Here is a 15491-nt window from a genome sequence, read left to right on the forward strand (position 1 = left end):
TGAAGGAGTGTTTGAACGTGCAACACAAAGCAACACCTGACGCAACCTTGCGTAAAAGTCTCAAAGCCCGCCATATGACGATGATCGCCCTCGGCGGCTCTATCGGTACGGGCCTGTTCCTCGCCAGTGGAGGCGCGGTTGCCGAAGCTGGACCCGGCGGTGCGCTGCTGGCTTATGCAGCAGTTGGCCTCATGGTCTACTTCCTTATGACCAGCCTCGGTGAGTTGGCTACATTTATGCCTGAATCAGGCTCTTTTAACACCTATGCAGGTCGCTTCGTCGATCCGGCTTTTGGTTTCGCCATGGGCTGGAACTTCTGGTACAACTGGGCGGTGACGATTGCTGCCGAATTAGCAGCAGCGACCGTGCTCATCAAATATTGGTTCCCGGAAAGCCACTCTGCCTGGTGGAGTCTGTTATTCCTAGCCGTAATCTTCGCGTTGAACGCATTGACAGTCAAAGGCTACGGTGAGTCTGAATACTGGTTCGCCATGATTAAAATTGTGACCGTGGTCATCTTTTTGACCGTAGGTGTGCTGATGATCTTCGGCATTATGGGTGGTCCTGCGGTTGGATTTGCCAACTTCACAGTAGGAGACGCCCCGTTCCATGGCGGATTCTTTGCTGTATTGGGCGTATTCATGGCAGCCGGCTTTTCCTTTCAGGGAACGGAGCTGATTGGGGTAGCCGCTGGAGAGAGCGAAAATCCGCGTGAAAATGTGCCGCGCGCCATCCGTCAAATCTTTTGGCGCATCCTGTTCTTTTATATTCTCGCGATTCTCGTGATTGGATTGATCATTCCATACACCAATCCAAATCTGCTGCGGGGAGATATCAGTGACATCGGGGTCAGCCCGTTCACGCTCGTATTTGAAAAAGCAGGGCTTGCGATTGCTGCTTCTGTTATGAACGCCGTTATTTTGACTTCCGTATTATCGGCAGGTAACTCGGGTATGTACGCGGCAACTCGGGTACTATACGCTTTGGCACGGGAAGGTAAAGCCCCGCGTTTCCTCGGACGTATCAATAGACGCGGCATTCCTATGAACGCGCTGCTGATCACGACCGCTGTCGGTATGCTAGCCTTTCTCGCCTCCCTGTATGGAGACGGTGTAGTCTATAACTGGCTGCTGAATGCTTCTGGAATGTGCGGATTTATTACGTGGGTCGGGATTGCAGTCAGCCATTATCGTTTCCGCCGTGCCTTTACTGCACAGGGCCACAGTCTGAGTGAGCTTCCATACAAAGCCCGCTGGTTCCCGTTTGGGCCGTTGTTTGCCTTCGCTCTGTGTATCATTGTCATTATCGGGCAAGGGGCGGATGCCTTCACCGGACAGGAGATTGACTGGAAAACGATGATCGCTACGTATATGAGTGTGCCGCTGTTCCTTCTGCTGTGGCTCGGCTACAAATGGATCAAACGTACTAAAATCGTTCCGTTAAAAGAATGTGATTTGAGTCCAGATGCTTCTTCGGATAAATAATAGAAAACAGTAAAAAAAGCCCGTCTCCACATATCAGGGAAAACACGCTGGTAAGCCTGGTCCAAGACCATTTATCCGCATTTTCACCTGTATATGCCCGGAGACGGGCTTTTTCTGTTTATTTGGAGGAAGGTTCCAATGAAGCTGACAAAGACATGGATAAGGCACGACGACTAAAAACACCGTATATAACAGCAATCAGCGTCAGCACTGCAGAAAACAAGTACAAATTAACGATGCCCAGATGATCTGCAATCCAGCCCATTAACAGGAGCGAAATACAAAAGGTCAAACTTGTCAGTGTGGCCTGGGCAGACAGCACCTTGGGCAAATCATGTACAGACACACTCATCTGCATCATCGTGCGGCGGGATACGACAGACATTTCCGCAGGTAGTCCCATCAACAACACGATAAGCAGCGTCAGCGGCGGTAATGTGTTCAGTGCGTACCATGCTGTCAGCAGCCCGTAGCCTGCCATCCCCGCTAACATGGCGGGCAGCAGCCTGCGCTGCAAATGCTTGACGCAGGCGAGGACAACGATGCCGCCGCCAATCGCTCCTGCAAAATACGCTGCATTGATGTATCCCCACCATGCCTCGCTCTTGTGCAAAACCTGCTGGGCGAAAGCAAGCGTGAACGCGCCTACCCAAACCGAACCCCCTAGAAGGTCAATCATATCCATAAAAATAAGAGCTTTCAGTCTGCGACTGGCTCCGATAAGGCTCCAGCCTTCACGAAGTATTTCCTTTTTACGTTTGGGAGGTAGTGCAGGGCTCTCTGATTCCGGGCCATACAGTGTATCTTCCAGCTGTGAAGGGGGCAAGTCATGATGCCCTTGCCCGGGCTCAGTACCAGTTTCGGAAACCGAAACATCTCCACCTCGCACCCTTGTTCCAGGTTGCAGCAAATAATGGGCTTTGCCCTCTAGTGGATCTCGGATCAAGCTGGTGAAGATCATTGCTACCATATAGAGTCCACCAGCCACTAGCAGTGTTTTTTCCGAGCCTAGCATGGCTACGAGCACCCCACTAAGCCCCCACCCCGCTAATTGCACCGTCTGATCGCTGACCGACACCAGACTGTTTGCCCGCATGAGTCCTTCCCCAGACGCAAGGCGAGGAATCAGTGCATTACGCGCAGGCGTGGTCCATCCATCCAGAAAGGACATGGCTGTCACCAACGTAAACACAATCACCCATATCGGCTCCGTACCCGCTGACCACAAGTGGCCCAGCAGAACAGCGAAGAAAACCAGTTGTCCGAACTGAGAAACGAATAAAATAAAAGGAAGCTGGAATCGGGCCAAAATGAGCGGTGCTAAAAAGCCGCTGATCATCTGTGCTCCCATTCGCAGCAACGGAACGAGCACCGAAGAGAAGATGGAGTCCGTTTCATGAAAAACCAGAGACACAAGTGCCATAATGTAAAGAATGTCGGCCGCATTAGACATGGTCTGCGTGCCAAGCAAATAGGTAAAGGAACGCTTGTGCATATAAATAAAATACTCCTTTGTTAATGTAGCTTTTTACAGCAAGATGATTAGGTCCATTTCAGGGTTACACGAAGATTGCCGGTACTTCCTAGATCCGTAATCTGATAGGAAATGGATTTCAAACCGAGTTGATATAAGGATTGTAAATCCTCCTTGAGACTTCGCTCCGTTCCCTGATAGGCAAAGGTAAGTGTCGTCCCTCCCTTATTTACAATCTTACGTACCTGTTCCTTAATGTCGGCGGATGATTTAACCAGACCCTTGCCGTCTTGCAGCGGATATTCGAGGGTATTGTACAGTTTTTGATACACAGCAGCCTTTGATCCTCCGGCAGTTACCAGTGCTGATAAGGTTTCCCGATACGATGTATTCGCTTGAGGATACGGCTTAACCCATGAGTGATCCCGCCGCATTTCGGTATCCGTCAGCAGATAATATGAAGTGCTTACCTCGTTCGCGCGATCCGGGGTTGGATCATCCCATGTCGTATCCATGTGATACCATCGACCATCTAATAAAACCAGATTCCATGCATGCAGCTGGCCCCCTGCTCTTCCTTCCACAATCCGGTTCGTAATGCCTGCACGTTCCAGCATTTTATAGGCCAGCAGTGAATAACCCTGACAGACCGTGCTTCCCGTTTTCAGGCCATCATAGGCTGTGTACTTTTGCTGTGCTTCATCATACTTCAGGCGAACGACGATCCAATCATGAATGGCCTTTACCTTCTCATGATCCGTCATTCCCTTCGTAATAATATCCCCCAGCACCGCTTTAACTGTGCTATCCACATATGCTGTCTGTTCCTTCGTCTCCCGGTAGCTTAGACGAATCGTAACCTGAGCGGAGGTCGTTGTGCCTGTATAGCTGAATGCGTAGCTTTTGATCGTATAATTCACATACGGATCGCTCTCCATGGCCTGTTGGATGGCCGTCTGTAATTGCTGCTTGAGACCGTTCACTCGCCCTTGATATGTAAAGGTCAGCGTTTCACTCCGCGTAGCCATTGCCTGTAAAAGCTTGTTCTGAAGCTGCTGCGATGATACGGATGGAGCCGGCTTAACCGACGTCGCATACACATTGCTGCCCCACTCCACAGCCTGCGGCAGCAACACAGCCAGCGCTGCACCCGCAACCAGACATTTTACAAGCCTAACCCCGATTTTTCTGTTCATACAGAGCGTTCCTGCCCTTCTTAGCATAGTTGTAAACAGCTATATCTTACCATAAAAACAGTTGCCCCAAACGCTCTAGTTTTGTCGGTTGCAGACGAGTAAGGGTGCAGTTCAAGACAGGTTGTGACATCATACTCGGCTATATAACAGATCGGATAATGAGCAAACATGTCGTTCGTAGAGAGTTTTATCACAGCAATCTAGATTTCCTCATGATATGGTACTGGCATCGGAAGTAAATGATATTGATTCTCATTCTAGATCAGAAAGGCTGAGCACCATGCCAGAATGTATCTCACTCCTTCGTACGCCACTGGGTCAGACTGTGCGTTTGCAATCTCTCGCCCCTCTTCATCCCTCATTGCGCCGCCGCTTAACAGACATGGGCATTAACGAAGGTTCCATCATACGGTTAAAAAAAATCAGTTTATTGGGCGGTCCTATTGTCATTGAATGCAACGGCCAGCTGGTCGGCCTTCGCCAAAATCAGGTGAAACAACTGGAGGTTGTTCCAACATGGACATGATCGCTCTATTCGGTAATCCCAACACAGGAAAAACCTCATTATTTAACAAGCTGACTCGTACGTATGCAGAAGTAGGAAACTGGTCCGGCGTCACAGTGGAAAAGAAAACAGGCATCCTGCGTGACAAGTCTGCCGTATTGGTGGATTTGCCGGGCGCCTACTCTTTACTCCCTCTTTCGCTGGATGAAGGTGTCGCAACTCGATATTTGCTGGAAGAACCTCCTACGGCCCTGATTAACATTGTGGATGCCTCCCAGCTCCAGCGTAATCTCTATCTAACCGTACAACTACTGGAGTATGGCCGTCCGCTTGTACTTGGCTTAAACATGACTGACGTAGCCGATGCCACGGGTCTTCGTGTAAACAAGGAATTGTTAGCTGATCAATTGAACGTTCCCATCATTCCTATGGTGGCGCGTACAGGCAGTGGAAGTAAGCAAATGCTCGCTTCTCTTCGGGAGGTAAGACGTACATCCAATGCTTTTCAATTGGACTACGGCCCTGCCGTTGAAGCTGCTATTACCGATATTTGCGACTTGCTGCCAAATGCACCTGTGCCGCAACTGCGGTGGGCCGCACTGCAATGTCTGGAAGGCAATCCTGTCGTCATGGAATGGATGACGAATGAGGTACAGCGTGAACAAGTAACTGCACGCATCCACCGTTGCGAGGAAGAACTTCTCGGTGAAGGCCATGCCATCACCCCTGCTCAGCATATTCGTTCTGTACGAACAGCATGGATTGCTAATCTGTGCACCAAGGCACTCGACACCTCCAAACTCAGACCGCACAGCCTGACGGATAGGCTGGATTCACTATTAACTCACCGATATCTGGGGATTCCGATCTTTTTGCTGTTGATGTACGCTACCTTCAAGTTCACCTTCGATTGGGCGGGTACGATCCTTTCAGATATGCTGGATGGATTTTTTTCAGGGACACTCAGCACTTGGATTTCTGAGTTACTCGTTCACTTGAACGCGTCTGCTTTTACGCAAAGTCTAGTCGTGGACGGCATCGTGGCTGGAGTCGGGGGTGTGCTTGTTTTTCTGCCTCAAATTGCTATTTTATTTCTGATAATTTCTGTGATTGAAGACTCCGGGTATATGGCACGGGTCACGATACTCATGGATCGCCTGATGCAAGCCGTTGGCTTGAACGGGAAAAGCTTCATTCCCTTCATCATCGGATTTGGCTGCAATGTCCCTGCGATTATGGCGGCACGCACCATTGAACAGCCCAGAGAACGCCTCATTACCACATTGCTGGTGCCCTTTATGTCGTGTTCAGCCCGCCTGCCGGTATATGCGTTGTTTGCGGGTGTGTTTTTCCCAACACATGCGGCAAGCATTATCATGCTGATGTATGTGTTAGGAATCATCGTTTCACTTATACTTGCCAAAATTTTTTCCAAAGTATCCATTTTGTCGGGTGAGCCCTCCCTCTTTATCGTGGAACTTCCTCCCTATCGAGTGCCGCAGGCTCTTACACTATTCCGCAGCACATGGGAGAAGGTCAAAGGCTTCGTCCGTAAAGCCGGAACCATTATTCTTGCAGGTTCCGTTGGCATCTGGCTCTTGTCCAATTTCGGTCCGCAGGGCTTCGGGGCAGAAATGAATGACAGCCTGCTTGCCACCGTTGGAGGTTGGTTCGCTCCATTACTGGCCCCTCTCGGTTTTGGCACCTGGCAAGCAGGAGCTTCCCTGCTCACAGGCTTTATGGCCAAGGAAGTTGTCGTATCAACGATGAATATTATTTACCACGTTCCCGATATGCAGGGACTTGAACTACAAGTCAGACAGGCCTTTACACCGCTTGCCTCTTTTAGCTTTATGGTGTTCATTCTGCTGTATGTTCCGTGTCTGGCTACGGTAGCGGTCATTCGTAAAGAAACCCTTTCGTGGCGTTGGACCGCATTTTCTGTGATCTATCCTTTGACCGTCGCATATATCATCGCCGTTTTGATCTATCAATGTGGCAGATTATTAGGTTGGGGTTAAGTCAGGCCCTATAGTAAATAAAAGGAAGTGAATTCCATGATCAATATCATCATTTTATTGGCGATCCTCGGTTATAGTGCGTGGGTGCTGGTAAGATTTTTGCGAAAAAGCCGTCAAGGCGCCTGTGTGGGGTGTTCGTCGAGCAAGTCATGTCCTGGCTGTGCCGTGAGTTCTATGAATGAAGATCATGCGAAAATCAAGAAAAGTATTTAATTCAAAAACTCATCATTACATGAAAAAAGCGGCTTTCGGGGGTTTCTTACACCCGAAGCCGCTTCTTATTTACGCTTAAAGCTCACCGTATTCACCGATATACTGCCAAATGCTCACTTAGCTCCCGCGTGTGCAGATAAACTTCACGATACAGGTCGTATAAGCCTTCATACTGTGCCACACGTTCCGGGTTCGGGGAATATCTCGCTGCTTCACGCAGAAAAGCTTCAGCGCACGCTTGCAGAGATTCAAACCAGCCGCTACCATAAGCAGCCAGCATGGCCGCCCCCAAGGCAGGTCCCTGTTCGCTTTCCAGCTTAATGATATCCGCGTTAAAAATATCTGCCTGCATTTGCAGCCATGCCTCATTACGCGCACCGCCGCCGATGGAAATCACTTCATTCACCGTTTTGCCCGTTCCTCTCAGAATATCAATGGATTCCTTGAGCGAAAACGTAATTCCCTCCAGTACTGCCCGTGTAAAATGCGCAAGCTTATGCCCCGCATCCATCCCGATAAAGCTGCCTCGAATGGTTGCATCTGGATGAGGTGTACGTTCGCCGACGATATAAGGCGTGAACAGCAGCCCTTGGCTGCCTGGTTCAATAGAGTTCACATCTGCCAACAGTGCATCAAAAGAATGCTCTGGTGCAAAGGTATCCTTAAACCAAGTCAAGCTGTATCCGGCCGCGAGCGTAACCCCCATAATATAATAAGCATCCTGCTCACTATGATTAAAAAAATGTGCCCGTCCCTGCACATCAATATCCTTGCGTTCCTCATAGGAAAGTACAACACCTGAGGTGCCGATGCTGCACAGGGTGCGGCCTTCGCTCAAAATGCCAGCGCCAATCGCGCCACATGCGTTGTCGGCACCACCTGCAAAGACCTTCGTTTCAGGCGAAAGCCCGCTCTGCTCCGCAATCTCCGGCAGTAGCGTACCCGTCTGATCAAAGGATTCCACCAGCGGCGGGAACAGCGACAACGGTAGGTCAAACGCGGCAGCGATCTCTTCGCTCCACTGCTTGTTCGCAATATCCAGCAGCAGCGTGCCCGCCGCATCCGAATACTCCGTCGCCAGCTCTCCTGTCAGATAGTAGCGCACATAATCCTTGGGCAGCATAAAATGTGCCGCACGAGCCAGCACGTCTGGCTCATGCTCCTGCACCCACAGCAGCTTGGGCAGCGTGAAGCCTTCCAGCGCGCGATTACGTGCGATGTTCAGCAGCTTCGCCCCGAGCTTTTCTTCAATACGACGGCATTGTGCTGTTGTACGCGTGTCATTCCACAGAATAGCTGGACGAAGCACTTGGCCTTCCTTGTCAGTCAGCACAAGCCCATGCATCTGTCCCGAGAAGCTAATACCGTCTACGGCATCTGTGTCGCCGATTCCGGCCTTCTCCACAAGCTGTTTCAGTGATGCTAACGTGCCACTGACCCAGTCCTCAGGGTGCTGTTCGCTATACCCTGCCTTCGGCTGATGGAGCGGATAAGACTGGGAGGTTTCATAGGCCACCTGCCCCTTGCGGTTAACCAGCACCGTTTTGACCGCGCTGGTACCCAAATCTACGCCAATGACATAGCGTTCCTGCTCCTGATTTAGCTTCTCCTGCATTGGAGTTCCTCCTTCCTTGTCATCGTGCAGCCGTTGTTTCATATATAAGTCCTGGTATTAGTCAGCCAAAATGTATTGATTTAATGTTGCTTTCAGATATTCCTGACGACCGGATACGTTTTTACGTGGTGTTTCGTTCGCCAAAGCATATTCAGCCAGAGAAGCAAGCGTTGCTTTTCCGGATACGATGTCTGCTCCAATACCTTCTTTAAAGCTGCTGTAGCGCTTCTCAATAAAGTCCTCAAACACACGATCCTCGATCAGTTTGGCAGCTACCTTCAACCCCTTCGCATACGTATCCATACCTGCGATGTGCGCAAGGAACAAGTCTTCCGGCTCAAATGATGCTCTGCGCACCTTGGCATCAAAGTTGATACCGCCACGGCCCAAGCCTTCATTTTGCAGCACTTCATACATGGTTAGTGTGGCATCATACAGATCCACCGGGAATTCGTCCGTATCCCAGCCCAGCAGTAAATCTCCCTGATTTGCATCCAGTGATCCCAGCATGCCGTTAATCCGTGCTACACGTACTTCATGATCAAAAGTATGACCCGCCAAAGTTGCATGATTAGCTTCCAGATTAAGCTTGAAATGCTGATCCAGATCATATTTTTGCAGGAAGGCAATCGTCGTCGCCGCATCAAAATCATACTGATGCTTCGTTGGCTCCTTCGGTTTTGGCTCAATCAGAAACTGAGCATCAAAGCCGATTTCACGCGCATAGTCTACGGCCATATGGAACATACGTCCCAAATTGTCCTGCTCCAGCTTCAAATCCGTGTTCAGCAGTGTTTCGTAGCCTTCACGGCCTCCCCAGAAAACATAGTTATCTGCGCCCAGACGTTTGCCCACTTCCAGTCCTTTTTTAATCTGAGCAGCTGCATGTGCGTATACATCTGCATTGCAAGTCGACGCAGCTCCATGCAAATAACGTGGATGACTAAACATGTTCGCCGTGTTCCACAGCAATTTTTTCCCCGTAGCTTTCATATGTTCCTCAATCAGATCCACGATAGTATCCAGATTGCTGTAAAATTCCTTCAATGACGCGCCTTCTGGTGCAATATCCACATCATGGAAAGCAAAATAAGGTAAATTCAGCTTATCCAGCAGCTCAAAGGCAGCCTCCACACGTGCCTTTGCCAAATCCAGCCCGGTAAACTTGGACCATGGACGTTCCGCTGTTTCTACACCAAAAGGATCGGAGCCGCCTGCAACCAGTGTATGCCAATAGGCCATGCTAAAACGCAAATGCTCCTCCATCGTTTTTCCCGCTACAATTTCCTGTGGATTATAAAATTTGAACGCAAAAGGATTGTCGGATTGCTTGCCCTCAAAGTTAATTTTAGATACCTGTTCAAAATAAGCCATTATAAGTTCCTCCTTTGTAGTAAACGTTTACAAAAACGATTCTAGCACAGCCAAAAGACTTTGTCTATTGCTTAAACTAAGTTTGTTTTTATGATATAATATCAGGAATTACACCAACAGGAAGTGAATTAACCATGAATGTCACTGGCGATCAGGCGCTTGTCAAAAAGCTAAATAAATCCATTGTGCTGGAGCGTATTCGCCTTCATGCTCCGCTATCCCGGGCACAGTTATCCAGTCAAACTGGATTAAACAAGGCTACCGTTTCCAATCTGGTGGCAGAGCTCATCACCGATGGACTTGTATATGAGACGGGGTTAGGGGAATCCAGCGGCGGGCGTAAGCCTTTAATGCTGCTGTTCAACAGCCGTGCAGGCTTTGTACTCGGTATTGAGGTAAGCGTACAGTACATCAAGGGCGCTCTGACTGATCTGGCAGGTACCATTGAAACTGAGCTTACCCTTTCCCTTACTCAGCATAATCCCGCCTTTGTTATGGAACAGATTCGAAAGCTCGTTCAGGAGCTCATGCAGGCCGCTCCTCCCTCCCCTCACGGTATTGTCGGCATTGGGCTGGGGGTGCCGGGTATGGTGGATGAAACCGGAACCGTTTTGTTCGCACCCAATCTGGGCTGGGAAGAGGTTCCGCTGCGGCAGCAACTTGAGGCCGAGCTAGGTCTGCCCGTCGTAGTGGATAACGAAGCTAACGTCGGCGCACAGGGCGAGTTGTACTATGGGATGGACGGCGATCACCGACAGCAGGTGCGGGATCTGGTCTACATCAGTGCAGGGTCCGGGATCGGAGCCGGGATTATCATCGATGGCAAACCGTATCAAGGAGCTTGGGGGTACGCCGGAGAGACGGGTCATATGACCATTGATTGGAACGGACGACTCTGCTCCTGCGGTAGTCGCGGCTGCTGGGAACTCTATGCTTCAGAGAAGGCGTATGTAGCATCCACATTGAAACTACCTGCACAGAATACAGCGGAATTACTGCCATTTGCTCAGCAAGGTGAAGCTAGTACATTAAACGTCCTTGATGATATTGGGCGATATTTGGGTGTGGGTATTACCAACATTGTGAACAGCCTCAACCCCGGAATGCTTATCATCGGCGGTCCACTGGCGGAAGCCAGACCTTGGTTGGAACAAAGCATGCGTGATGTGATTGACGAACGTGCCCTGCCCTATCACCGTCGGCAACTACAGATTCGTTTCTCCACGCTTGGCAGCCGTTCGACGATGCTAGGTGCCGCCTATGCAGCAACAGCTCCTTTTCTGGGGCGAGTACGCGTGTCTTTATAAGAAAAAAAAGCGTACGGGAACACTTAGGTTCCTGTACGCCCACTTTTCCCGGAATTTTGCAAAATCCTATAAAAAGATTAGGGACTATAAAAAGGCCTCCATCGCAGTATGTAACTGCGATGGAGGCCTTATCTATACCCTATGACGATCCACAGGACCGTCGTCTGCTCTTAGGTTGGATTAAGCGTTCAATACTTTTTCAAACTTGGTTTTGTTCATACCGGAAATACGTTCTTCCCCGATCAAAGTCAATGGAACGGCACGAATGCCCATATCCCAAACCTCTTGTGCAAAAGCTTCATTGGTTTCAATGTTGCGTTCTTCGTACTCTACGCCTTTTTCACTCAAATAGCTTTTTACTTGACGGCAATGCGGGCAGTTTGTAGATGTGTATACTATTGCTTTTTTCATGAATATCACCTCATCATTTATTTTGTTACAACATATTTATTCATATTTCCAAGGATCATTACAGGGCCAGTGCGCTGTGCTCCAGGCTTTCGATGTACTTCTCGCTGTCCATAGCAGCCATGCAGCCACTACCTGCTGCGGTAATCGCTTGTCTGTAGCGAGTATCCTGTACGTCACCACAAGCGAATACGCCAGGCACGTTTGTTTCGGAAGTACCCGGATTTACGACGATATAACCGTTCGCATCCGTTGTAATTTGCCCCTCGAGGAAGCCTGTATTCGGATGATGACCAATCGCCACGAACACGCCGCTAACTGTAATAACTTCCTCTTCACCTGTTGCATTATTCAGCACTTTCAAGCCAGTGACTCCGTTCTCGTCCGCAATCACTTCTACAGGAGTACGATTAAGCGCCCATTCAATTTTGTTGTTCGCACGAGCACGATCCTGCATAATTTTGGAGGCGCGCATTTCTTCACGACGATGCACCAATGTCACTTTGGAGGCAAATCGAGTCAGGAAATTGGCTTCTTCCAAGGCAGAGTCTCCACCGCCGACGACAACAATTTCTTTGCCACGGAAAAAGAAGCCGTCGCATGTTGCGCAAGTGCTTACGCCACGTCCGATATTATCCTGTTCACCGGGAATACCCAGATATTTGGCAGTCGCCCCTGTGGAAATAATCAGTGTATCGGTAACCAGTTCACCCAAACCTTCTACATCCAATGTAAATGGACGAGCCGTTGTGTCTACCTTGTTTACCCATCCTGTGCGGAATTCAGCGCCAAAACGCTCCGCTTGCTTACGCATATTATCCATCAAATCGGGCCCCATGATTCCTTCAGGAAAACCTGGGAAATTTTCGACTTCCGTAGTCGTAGTTAATTGTCCGCCTGGCTGTGGTCCTTCGATCACCAGTGGGCTCATGTTAGCGCGTGCCAGATAAATTGCAGCGGTCAAACCGGCAGGGCCGGTACCTATAATAATGGACTTGTACATATCTTGGTTCCTCCTAAAATATCATAAGTATTATATAACGAGTTTTCGGCACCGGGCGCTGGGCAGCTGCATATACTCTAAAAGTAATTCCACCAGAAGCTTATCCCAAAATGTGGACACCCGGATATTGCAAAAACGAATCACTTGTTTTGTAGCCTCTTATGACTTAGACTGATTCTAAATCCTAATTTCATTATGCGGAAATAGCTGTAAACAGTCAAATGAAGTTTTCATGAAGCGAAGTATAAAGATAAATCAGGTATGGAGGGATTATCCCGATTATGAATGACGTTTTTTTAGGTAGCTTTATTTCTGCCCTGTCCACTGGACTCGGCGCCGTGCCCATACTGTTTATGCGCAATATCACGCATCGACTTCGCGATGTTCTGTTGGCTTATGCCGCAGGAATTATGACCTCTGCATCCGTGTATAACCTCATTCCCGAAGCAATCCAGCATTCCAATTGGTTCGTGCTGACTGCGGGAATCCTGCTCGGCTGTCTCGTATTACTAGTGATGGAAATGTACATTCCCCATGCGGATTTGGAGGACCCAGACTCCAAGACCTTTCAACTGGAGTCCAAATCTTTTCTCATTATCGCAGCTATTACATTGCACAATTTGCCAGAAGGACTCTCTGTTGGGGTCAGCTATGCAAGTGAAACTCAAAATCTCGGCAATCTGATCGCCTTCTCTATCGGCCTGCAAAATGCCCCGGAAGGCTTTATCGTAGCGTTGTTCCTTGTGAATCAAAATATCGGCCGTTTCAAGGCCTTGGGCATTGCTACCCTCACCGGAGCCGTGGAAATCATTACGAGTCTGATCGGGTTTTATTTGAGTAGCTGGGTGAACGGACTGGTACCTTACGGCCTTGCTTTTGCCGCCGGAGCCATGATGTTTATTGTCTACAAGGAATTGATTCCCGAGAGTCACGGGGATGGCAACCAGCGGATCGCCACATTCTCTTTTATTCTCGGCTTAATTACGATGATTGGGCTAACCGAATGGCTATAGCCGAGCAACACAAAAAGGCTGCCTTCTGCCTGTAATTCAGACAGATAAGCAGCCTTTTTGGCATGTTCACATGGAGATACCTCATTTTTTTGGGTTCATGGAGCGCAGTGCTTCACGATACTGCTCGTCCTCACTTTTGTGAGTCTCCTTCTCTCCATTGGATATTTGGGAACGTCTATCCTTTTCTTGGTCTTTTTTGGCAAAACCACGTAAAGCCGCACGATAATCCTGATCTCCGTAAGCATCCTTGATGTTCTCGCGATCCTTTTCTACCTTCTTATCCGTCTGGATATCAGGCACCTTGTGTTGTTCCTCCGCATGATGTTCTTCGACGTCGATATCCTTATGCGGCATCTCTCGCGTAGAATCTATCCTTTCACGCACCTCGGGTTCCACCTGTACAGGATAAGGACGTTTGCTTCTTTGCCGTGACTCCTCTTCCGCGGGGCGAGTTTTGGGAGAGGATTTGCGCGTCATCTTTGTATTAAATACCAGCAAAAAAATAAAGGCAACCGCAGCTACTACGATAAAAGCAATGGTCATCGGTAGCCTCCTATTCCCTTTCAGCGCTACGGTACCGTCCCGCTATCTCAGCGACCCGTTTGCCCAAAGAACGACCTAGTGCAAGATCATCACCCGTTGGAAGATTAGGCGGACCATTGGGGTCTGTCTCCACTGGACATGTTACCCCTACGCCGTAATAGGAGCCGTATAATGCATTTTCCGTAATATTAGCGGGCAGTCCTACAATAATCATGCCTTGATGAAGCATCGGAGTAATCAAATTCAGAAGCGTAGATTCCAATCCACCATGAACGGTAGCTGTTGTGCAAAACACAGCGCCGATTTTATCTACCAGCTTGCCCTGCGCCCACAGATACCCCAGCTTATCAATCCAGCTTTTCAGACCGCTGCTGATGGTACCAAAATGGCCGGGACAACCCCATATAATGGCATCCACACTCACTAGCTCATTCACATCGGCCTCATTCACATGCTTTAACAACACTTCCGTATGCTCAAGGTGTGCTCCTTCTGCGATCGAGCGAGCGAGACGTTCGGTATGCCCATTTTCACTGTCATATACAATCATGATTCTGGTCGTCATTATGCGCATCATCCTTTGTCAGCAAAATCATCTTTTTCGCATGCGCTCTTAACCTTGCCCAAAACCCATCTGAATATTATGAATCATTTGACGCATACTTTGAAAATCCAAGAACTAGGGAGGCATGTAAACATGAATTCACGCGCCATATTAGTCAACCTGCTAGTTATTATCATTATTCTGGCAGGTGGTGGAGCCGCCGCCTATTACTACAATCAATCCGCCAACTACATAAAAACCGATAATGCCCAAGTGAGCGGACAAGCAGTTACCGTTGCCTCTCCAGGCGCTGGCAAACTCACAGGCTGGAATGCTGAAGTTGGTAAGACCTACACCGCTGGAAGCACGCTTGGTAATGTAGAAGGGGGAGGAAGCCGAATTAGCGTTACGATTCCAACCGATGGTACCATCGTACAGCAATCTGCAGTCAACAACTCGATTGTTGGGGCAGGCACACCCTTAGCGAAGGCTTTTGATCTAAATAATTTATGGATTACCGCCAATATTGACGAAACGGCTGTACAGGATCTTCAAGTAGGACAGACGGTAGATGTATATATTGATGCTTACCCGGATACGTCCCTGAGCGGTAAACTCGAAAAGATCGGCCTGGCGACCGCATCAACTTTTTCACTACTGCCCACTTCTAACACCACTGCCAACTATACCAAGGTGACACAGGTCGTGCCTGTCAATATTTCCATTCAAGGTTACAAAGGGCTGGGTATTATCCCGGGAATGAGTGCGACCATCAGAGTTCACAAGTAGGA

At 49.0% G+C, this 15491-nt stretch carries 15 protein-coding genes; 7 read left to right on the top strand and 8 right to left on the bottom strand.

What is annotated here, in order from left to right:
• Positions 1-17: 17 nt before the first annotated feature.
• Complete coding sequence (locus ACWGXJ_RS21020; protein WP_069290395.1) at positions 18-1484, top strand: amino acid permease; 1467 nt, start codon at positions 18-20, stop codon at positions 1482-1484.
• Positions 1485-1602: 118 nt separating this feature from the next.
• Here ACWGXJ_RS21020 and ACWGXJ_RS21025 read toward each other — a convergent pair whose 3' ends face one another.
• A complete protein-coding gene (locus tag ACWGXJ_RS21025) occupies positions 1603-2979 on the bottom strand; it encodes an MFS transporter (protein WP_069290396.1) in 1377 nt (458 codons plus the stop codon).
• 47 nt (positions 2980-3026) lie between these two features.
• Complete coding sequence (locus ACWGXJ_RS21030) at positions 3027-4154, bottom strand: transglutaminase domain-containing protein (protein WP_165179339.1); 1128 nt, start codon at positions 4152-4154, stop codon at positions 3027-3029.
• A gap of 280 nt (positions 4155-4434) precedes the next feature.
• Between ACWGXJ_RS21030 and ACWGXJ_RS21035 the strand changes: the two genes are divergently transcribed.
• The 3 genes from ACWGXJ_RS21035 to ACWGXJ_RS21045 are packed head-to-tail and all read left to right on the top strand — an operon-like array spanning position 4435 to position 6893.
• Positions 4435-4680: a FeoA family protein gene (locus tag ACWGXJ_RS21035; RefSeq protein ID WP_016820309.1), complete on the top strand. Its 246-nt coding sequence runs from the start codon at positions 4435-4437 to the stop codon at positions 4678-4680.
• A complete protein-coding gene (feoB, locus tag ACWGXJ_RS21040) occupies positions 4671-6680 on the top strand; it encodes a ferrous iron transport protein B (protein ID WP_452567536.1) in 2010 nt (669 codons plus the stop codon). The genes ACWGXJ_RS21035 and feoB overlap by 10 nt, the downstream gene beginning before the upstream one ends.
• A 36-nt stretch (positions 6681-6716) precedes the next feature.
• Complete coding sequence (locus tag ACWGXJ_RS21045; protein WP_452567537.1) at positions 6717-6893, top strand: FeoB-associated Cys-rich membrane protein; 177 nt, start codon at positions 6717-6719, stop codon at positions 6891-6893.
• 91 nt (positions 6894-6984) lie between these two features.
• Here the strand turns inward: ACWGXJ_RS21045 and xylB are convergent, their stop codons facing one another.
• Both xylB and xylA read right to left on the bottom strand, forming a co-directional pair.
• Complete coding sequence (gene xylB / locus ACWGXJ_RS21050) at positions 6985-8508, bottom strand: xylulokinase (RefSeq protein WP_452567538.1); 1524 nt, start codon at positions 8506-8508, stop codon at positions 6985-6987.
• Between the two features lie 57 nt (positions 8509-8565).
• On the bottom strand, positions 8566-9882 hold the full coding sequence (gene xylA / locus ACWGXJ_RS21055; protein WP_013311966.1) for a xylose isomerase: 1317 nt from the start codon (positions 9880-9882) through the stop codon (positions 8566-8568).
• A gap of 134 nt (positions 9883-10016) precedes the next feature.
• Between xylA and ACWGXJ_RS21060 the strand changes: the two genes are divergently transcribed.
• Positions 10017-11189 carry an ROK family protein gene (locus ACWGXJ_RS21060; RefSeq protein ID WP_452567539.1) on the top strand — a complete coding sequence of 391 codons (1173 nt, stop codon included), beginning with the start codon at positions 10017-10019 and terminating at the stop codon, positions 11187-11189.
• A 180-nt stretch (positions 11190-11369) separates the two neighbouring features.
• On the opposite strand, the gene ACWGXJ_RS21065 is transcribed toward ACWGXJ_RS21060, so the two are convergent.
• Together ACWGXJ_RS21065 and trxB are read right to left on the bottom strand one after the other, a co-directional pair.
• Positions 11370-11600 carry a glutaredoxin family protein gene (locus ACWGXJ_RS21065; protein ID WP_254350683.1) on the bottom strand — a complete coding sequence of 77 codons (231 nt, stop codon included), beginning with the start codon at positions 11598-11600 and terminating at the stop codon, positions 11370-11372.
• Positions 11601-11658: 58 nt separating this feature from the next.
• Positions 11659-12600 carry a thioredoxin-disulfide reductase gene (gene trxB, locus ACWGXJ_RS21070; RefSeq protein ID WP_452567540.1) on the bottom strand — a complete coding sequence of 314 codons (942 nt, stop codon included), beginning with the start codon at positions 12598-12600 and terminating at the stop codon, positions 11659-11661.
• A gap of 281 nt (positions 12601-12881) precedes the next feature.
• Between trxB and ACWGXJ_RS21075 the strand changes: the two genes are divergently transcribed.
• Positions 12882-13613, top strand: coding sequence for a ZIP family metal transporter (locus tag ACWGXJ_RS21075; protein ID WP_061828899.1), 732 nt, complete (start codon positions 12882-12884; stop codon positions 13611-13613).
• Positions 13614-13694: 81 nt separating this feature from the next.
• Here the strand turns inward: ACWGXJ_RS21075 and ACWGXJ_RS21080 are convergent, their stop codons facing one another.
• Positions 13695-14156 carry a hypothetical protein gene (locus ACWGXJ_RS21080; protein ID WP_452567541.1) on the bottom strand — a complete coding sequence of 154 codons (462 nt, stop codon included), beginning with the start codon at positions 14154-14156 and terminating at the stop codon, positions 13695-13697.
• Between the two features lie 10 nt (positions 14157-14166).
• Positions 14167-14721 carry an NAD(P)H-dependent oxidoreductase gene (locus tag ACWGXJ_RS21085; RefSeq protein WP_061828901.1) on the bottom strand — a complete coding sequence of 185 codons (555 nt, stop codon included), beginning with the start codon at positions 14719-14721 and terminating at the stop codon, positions 14167-14169.
• A 132-nt stretch (positions 14722-14853) separates the two neighbouring features.
• Between ACWGXJ_RS21085 and ACWGXJ_RS21090 the strand changes: the two genes are divergently transcribed.
• Complete coding sequence (locus ACWGXJ_RS21090) at positions 14854-15489, top strand: HlyD family secretion protein (RefSeq protein WP_025724158.1); 636 nt, start codon at positions 14854-14856, stop codon at positions 15487-15489.
• Positions 15490-15491 lie beyond the last annotated feature (2 nt).

The organism is Paenibacillus sp. S33 (assembly GCF_053615415.1).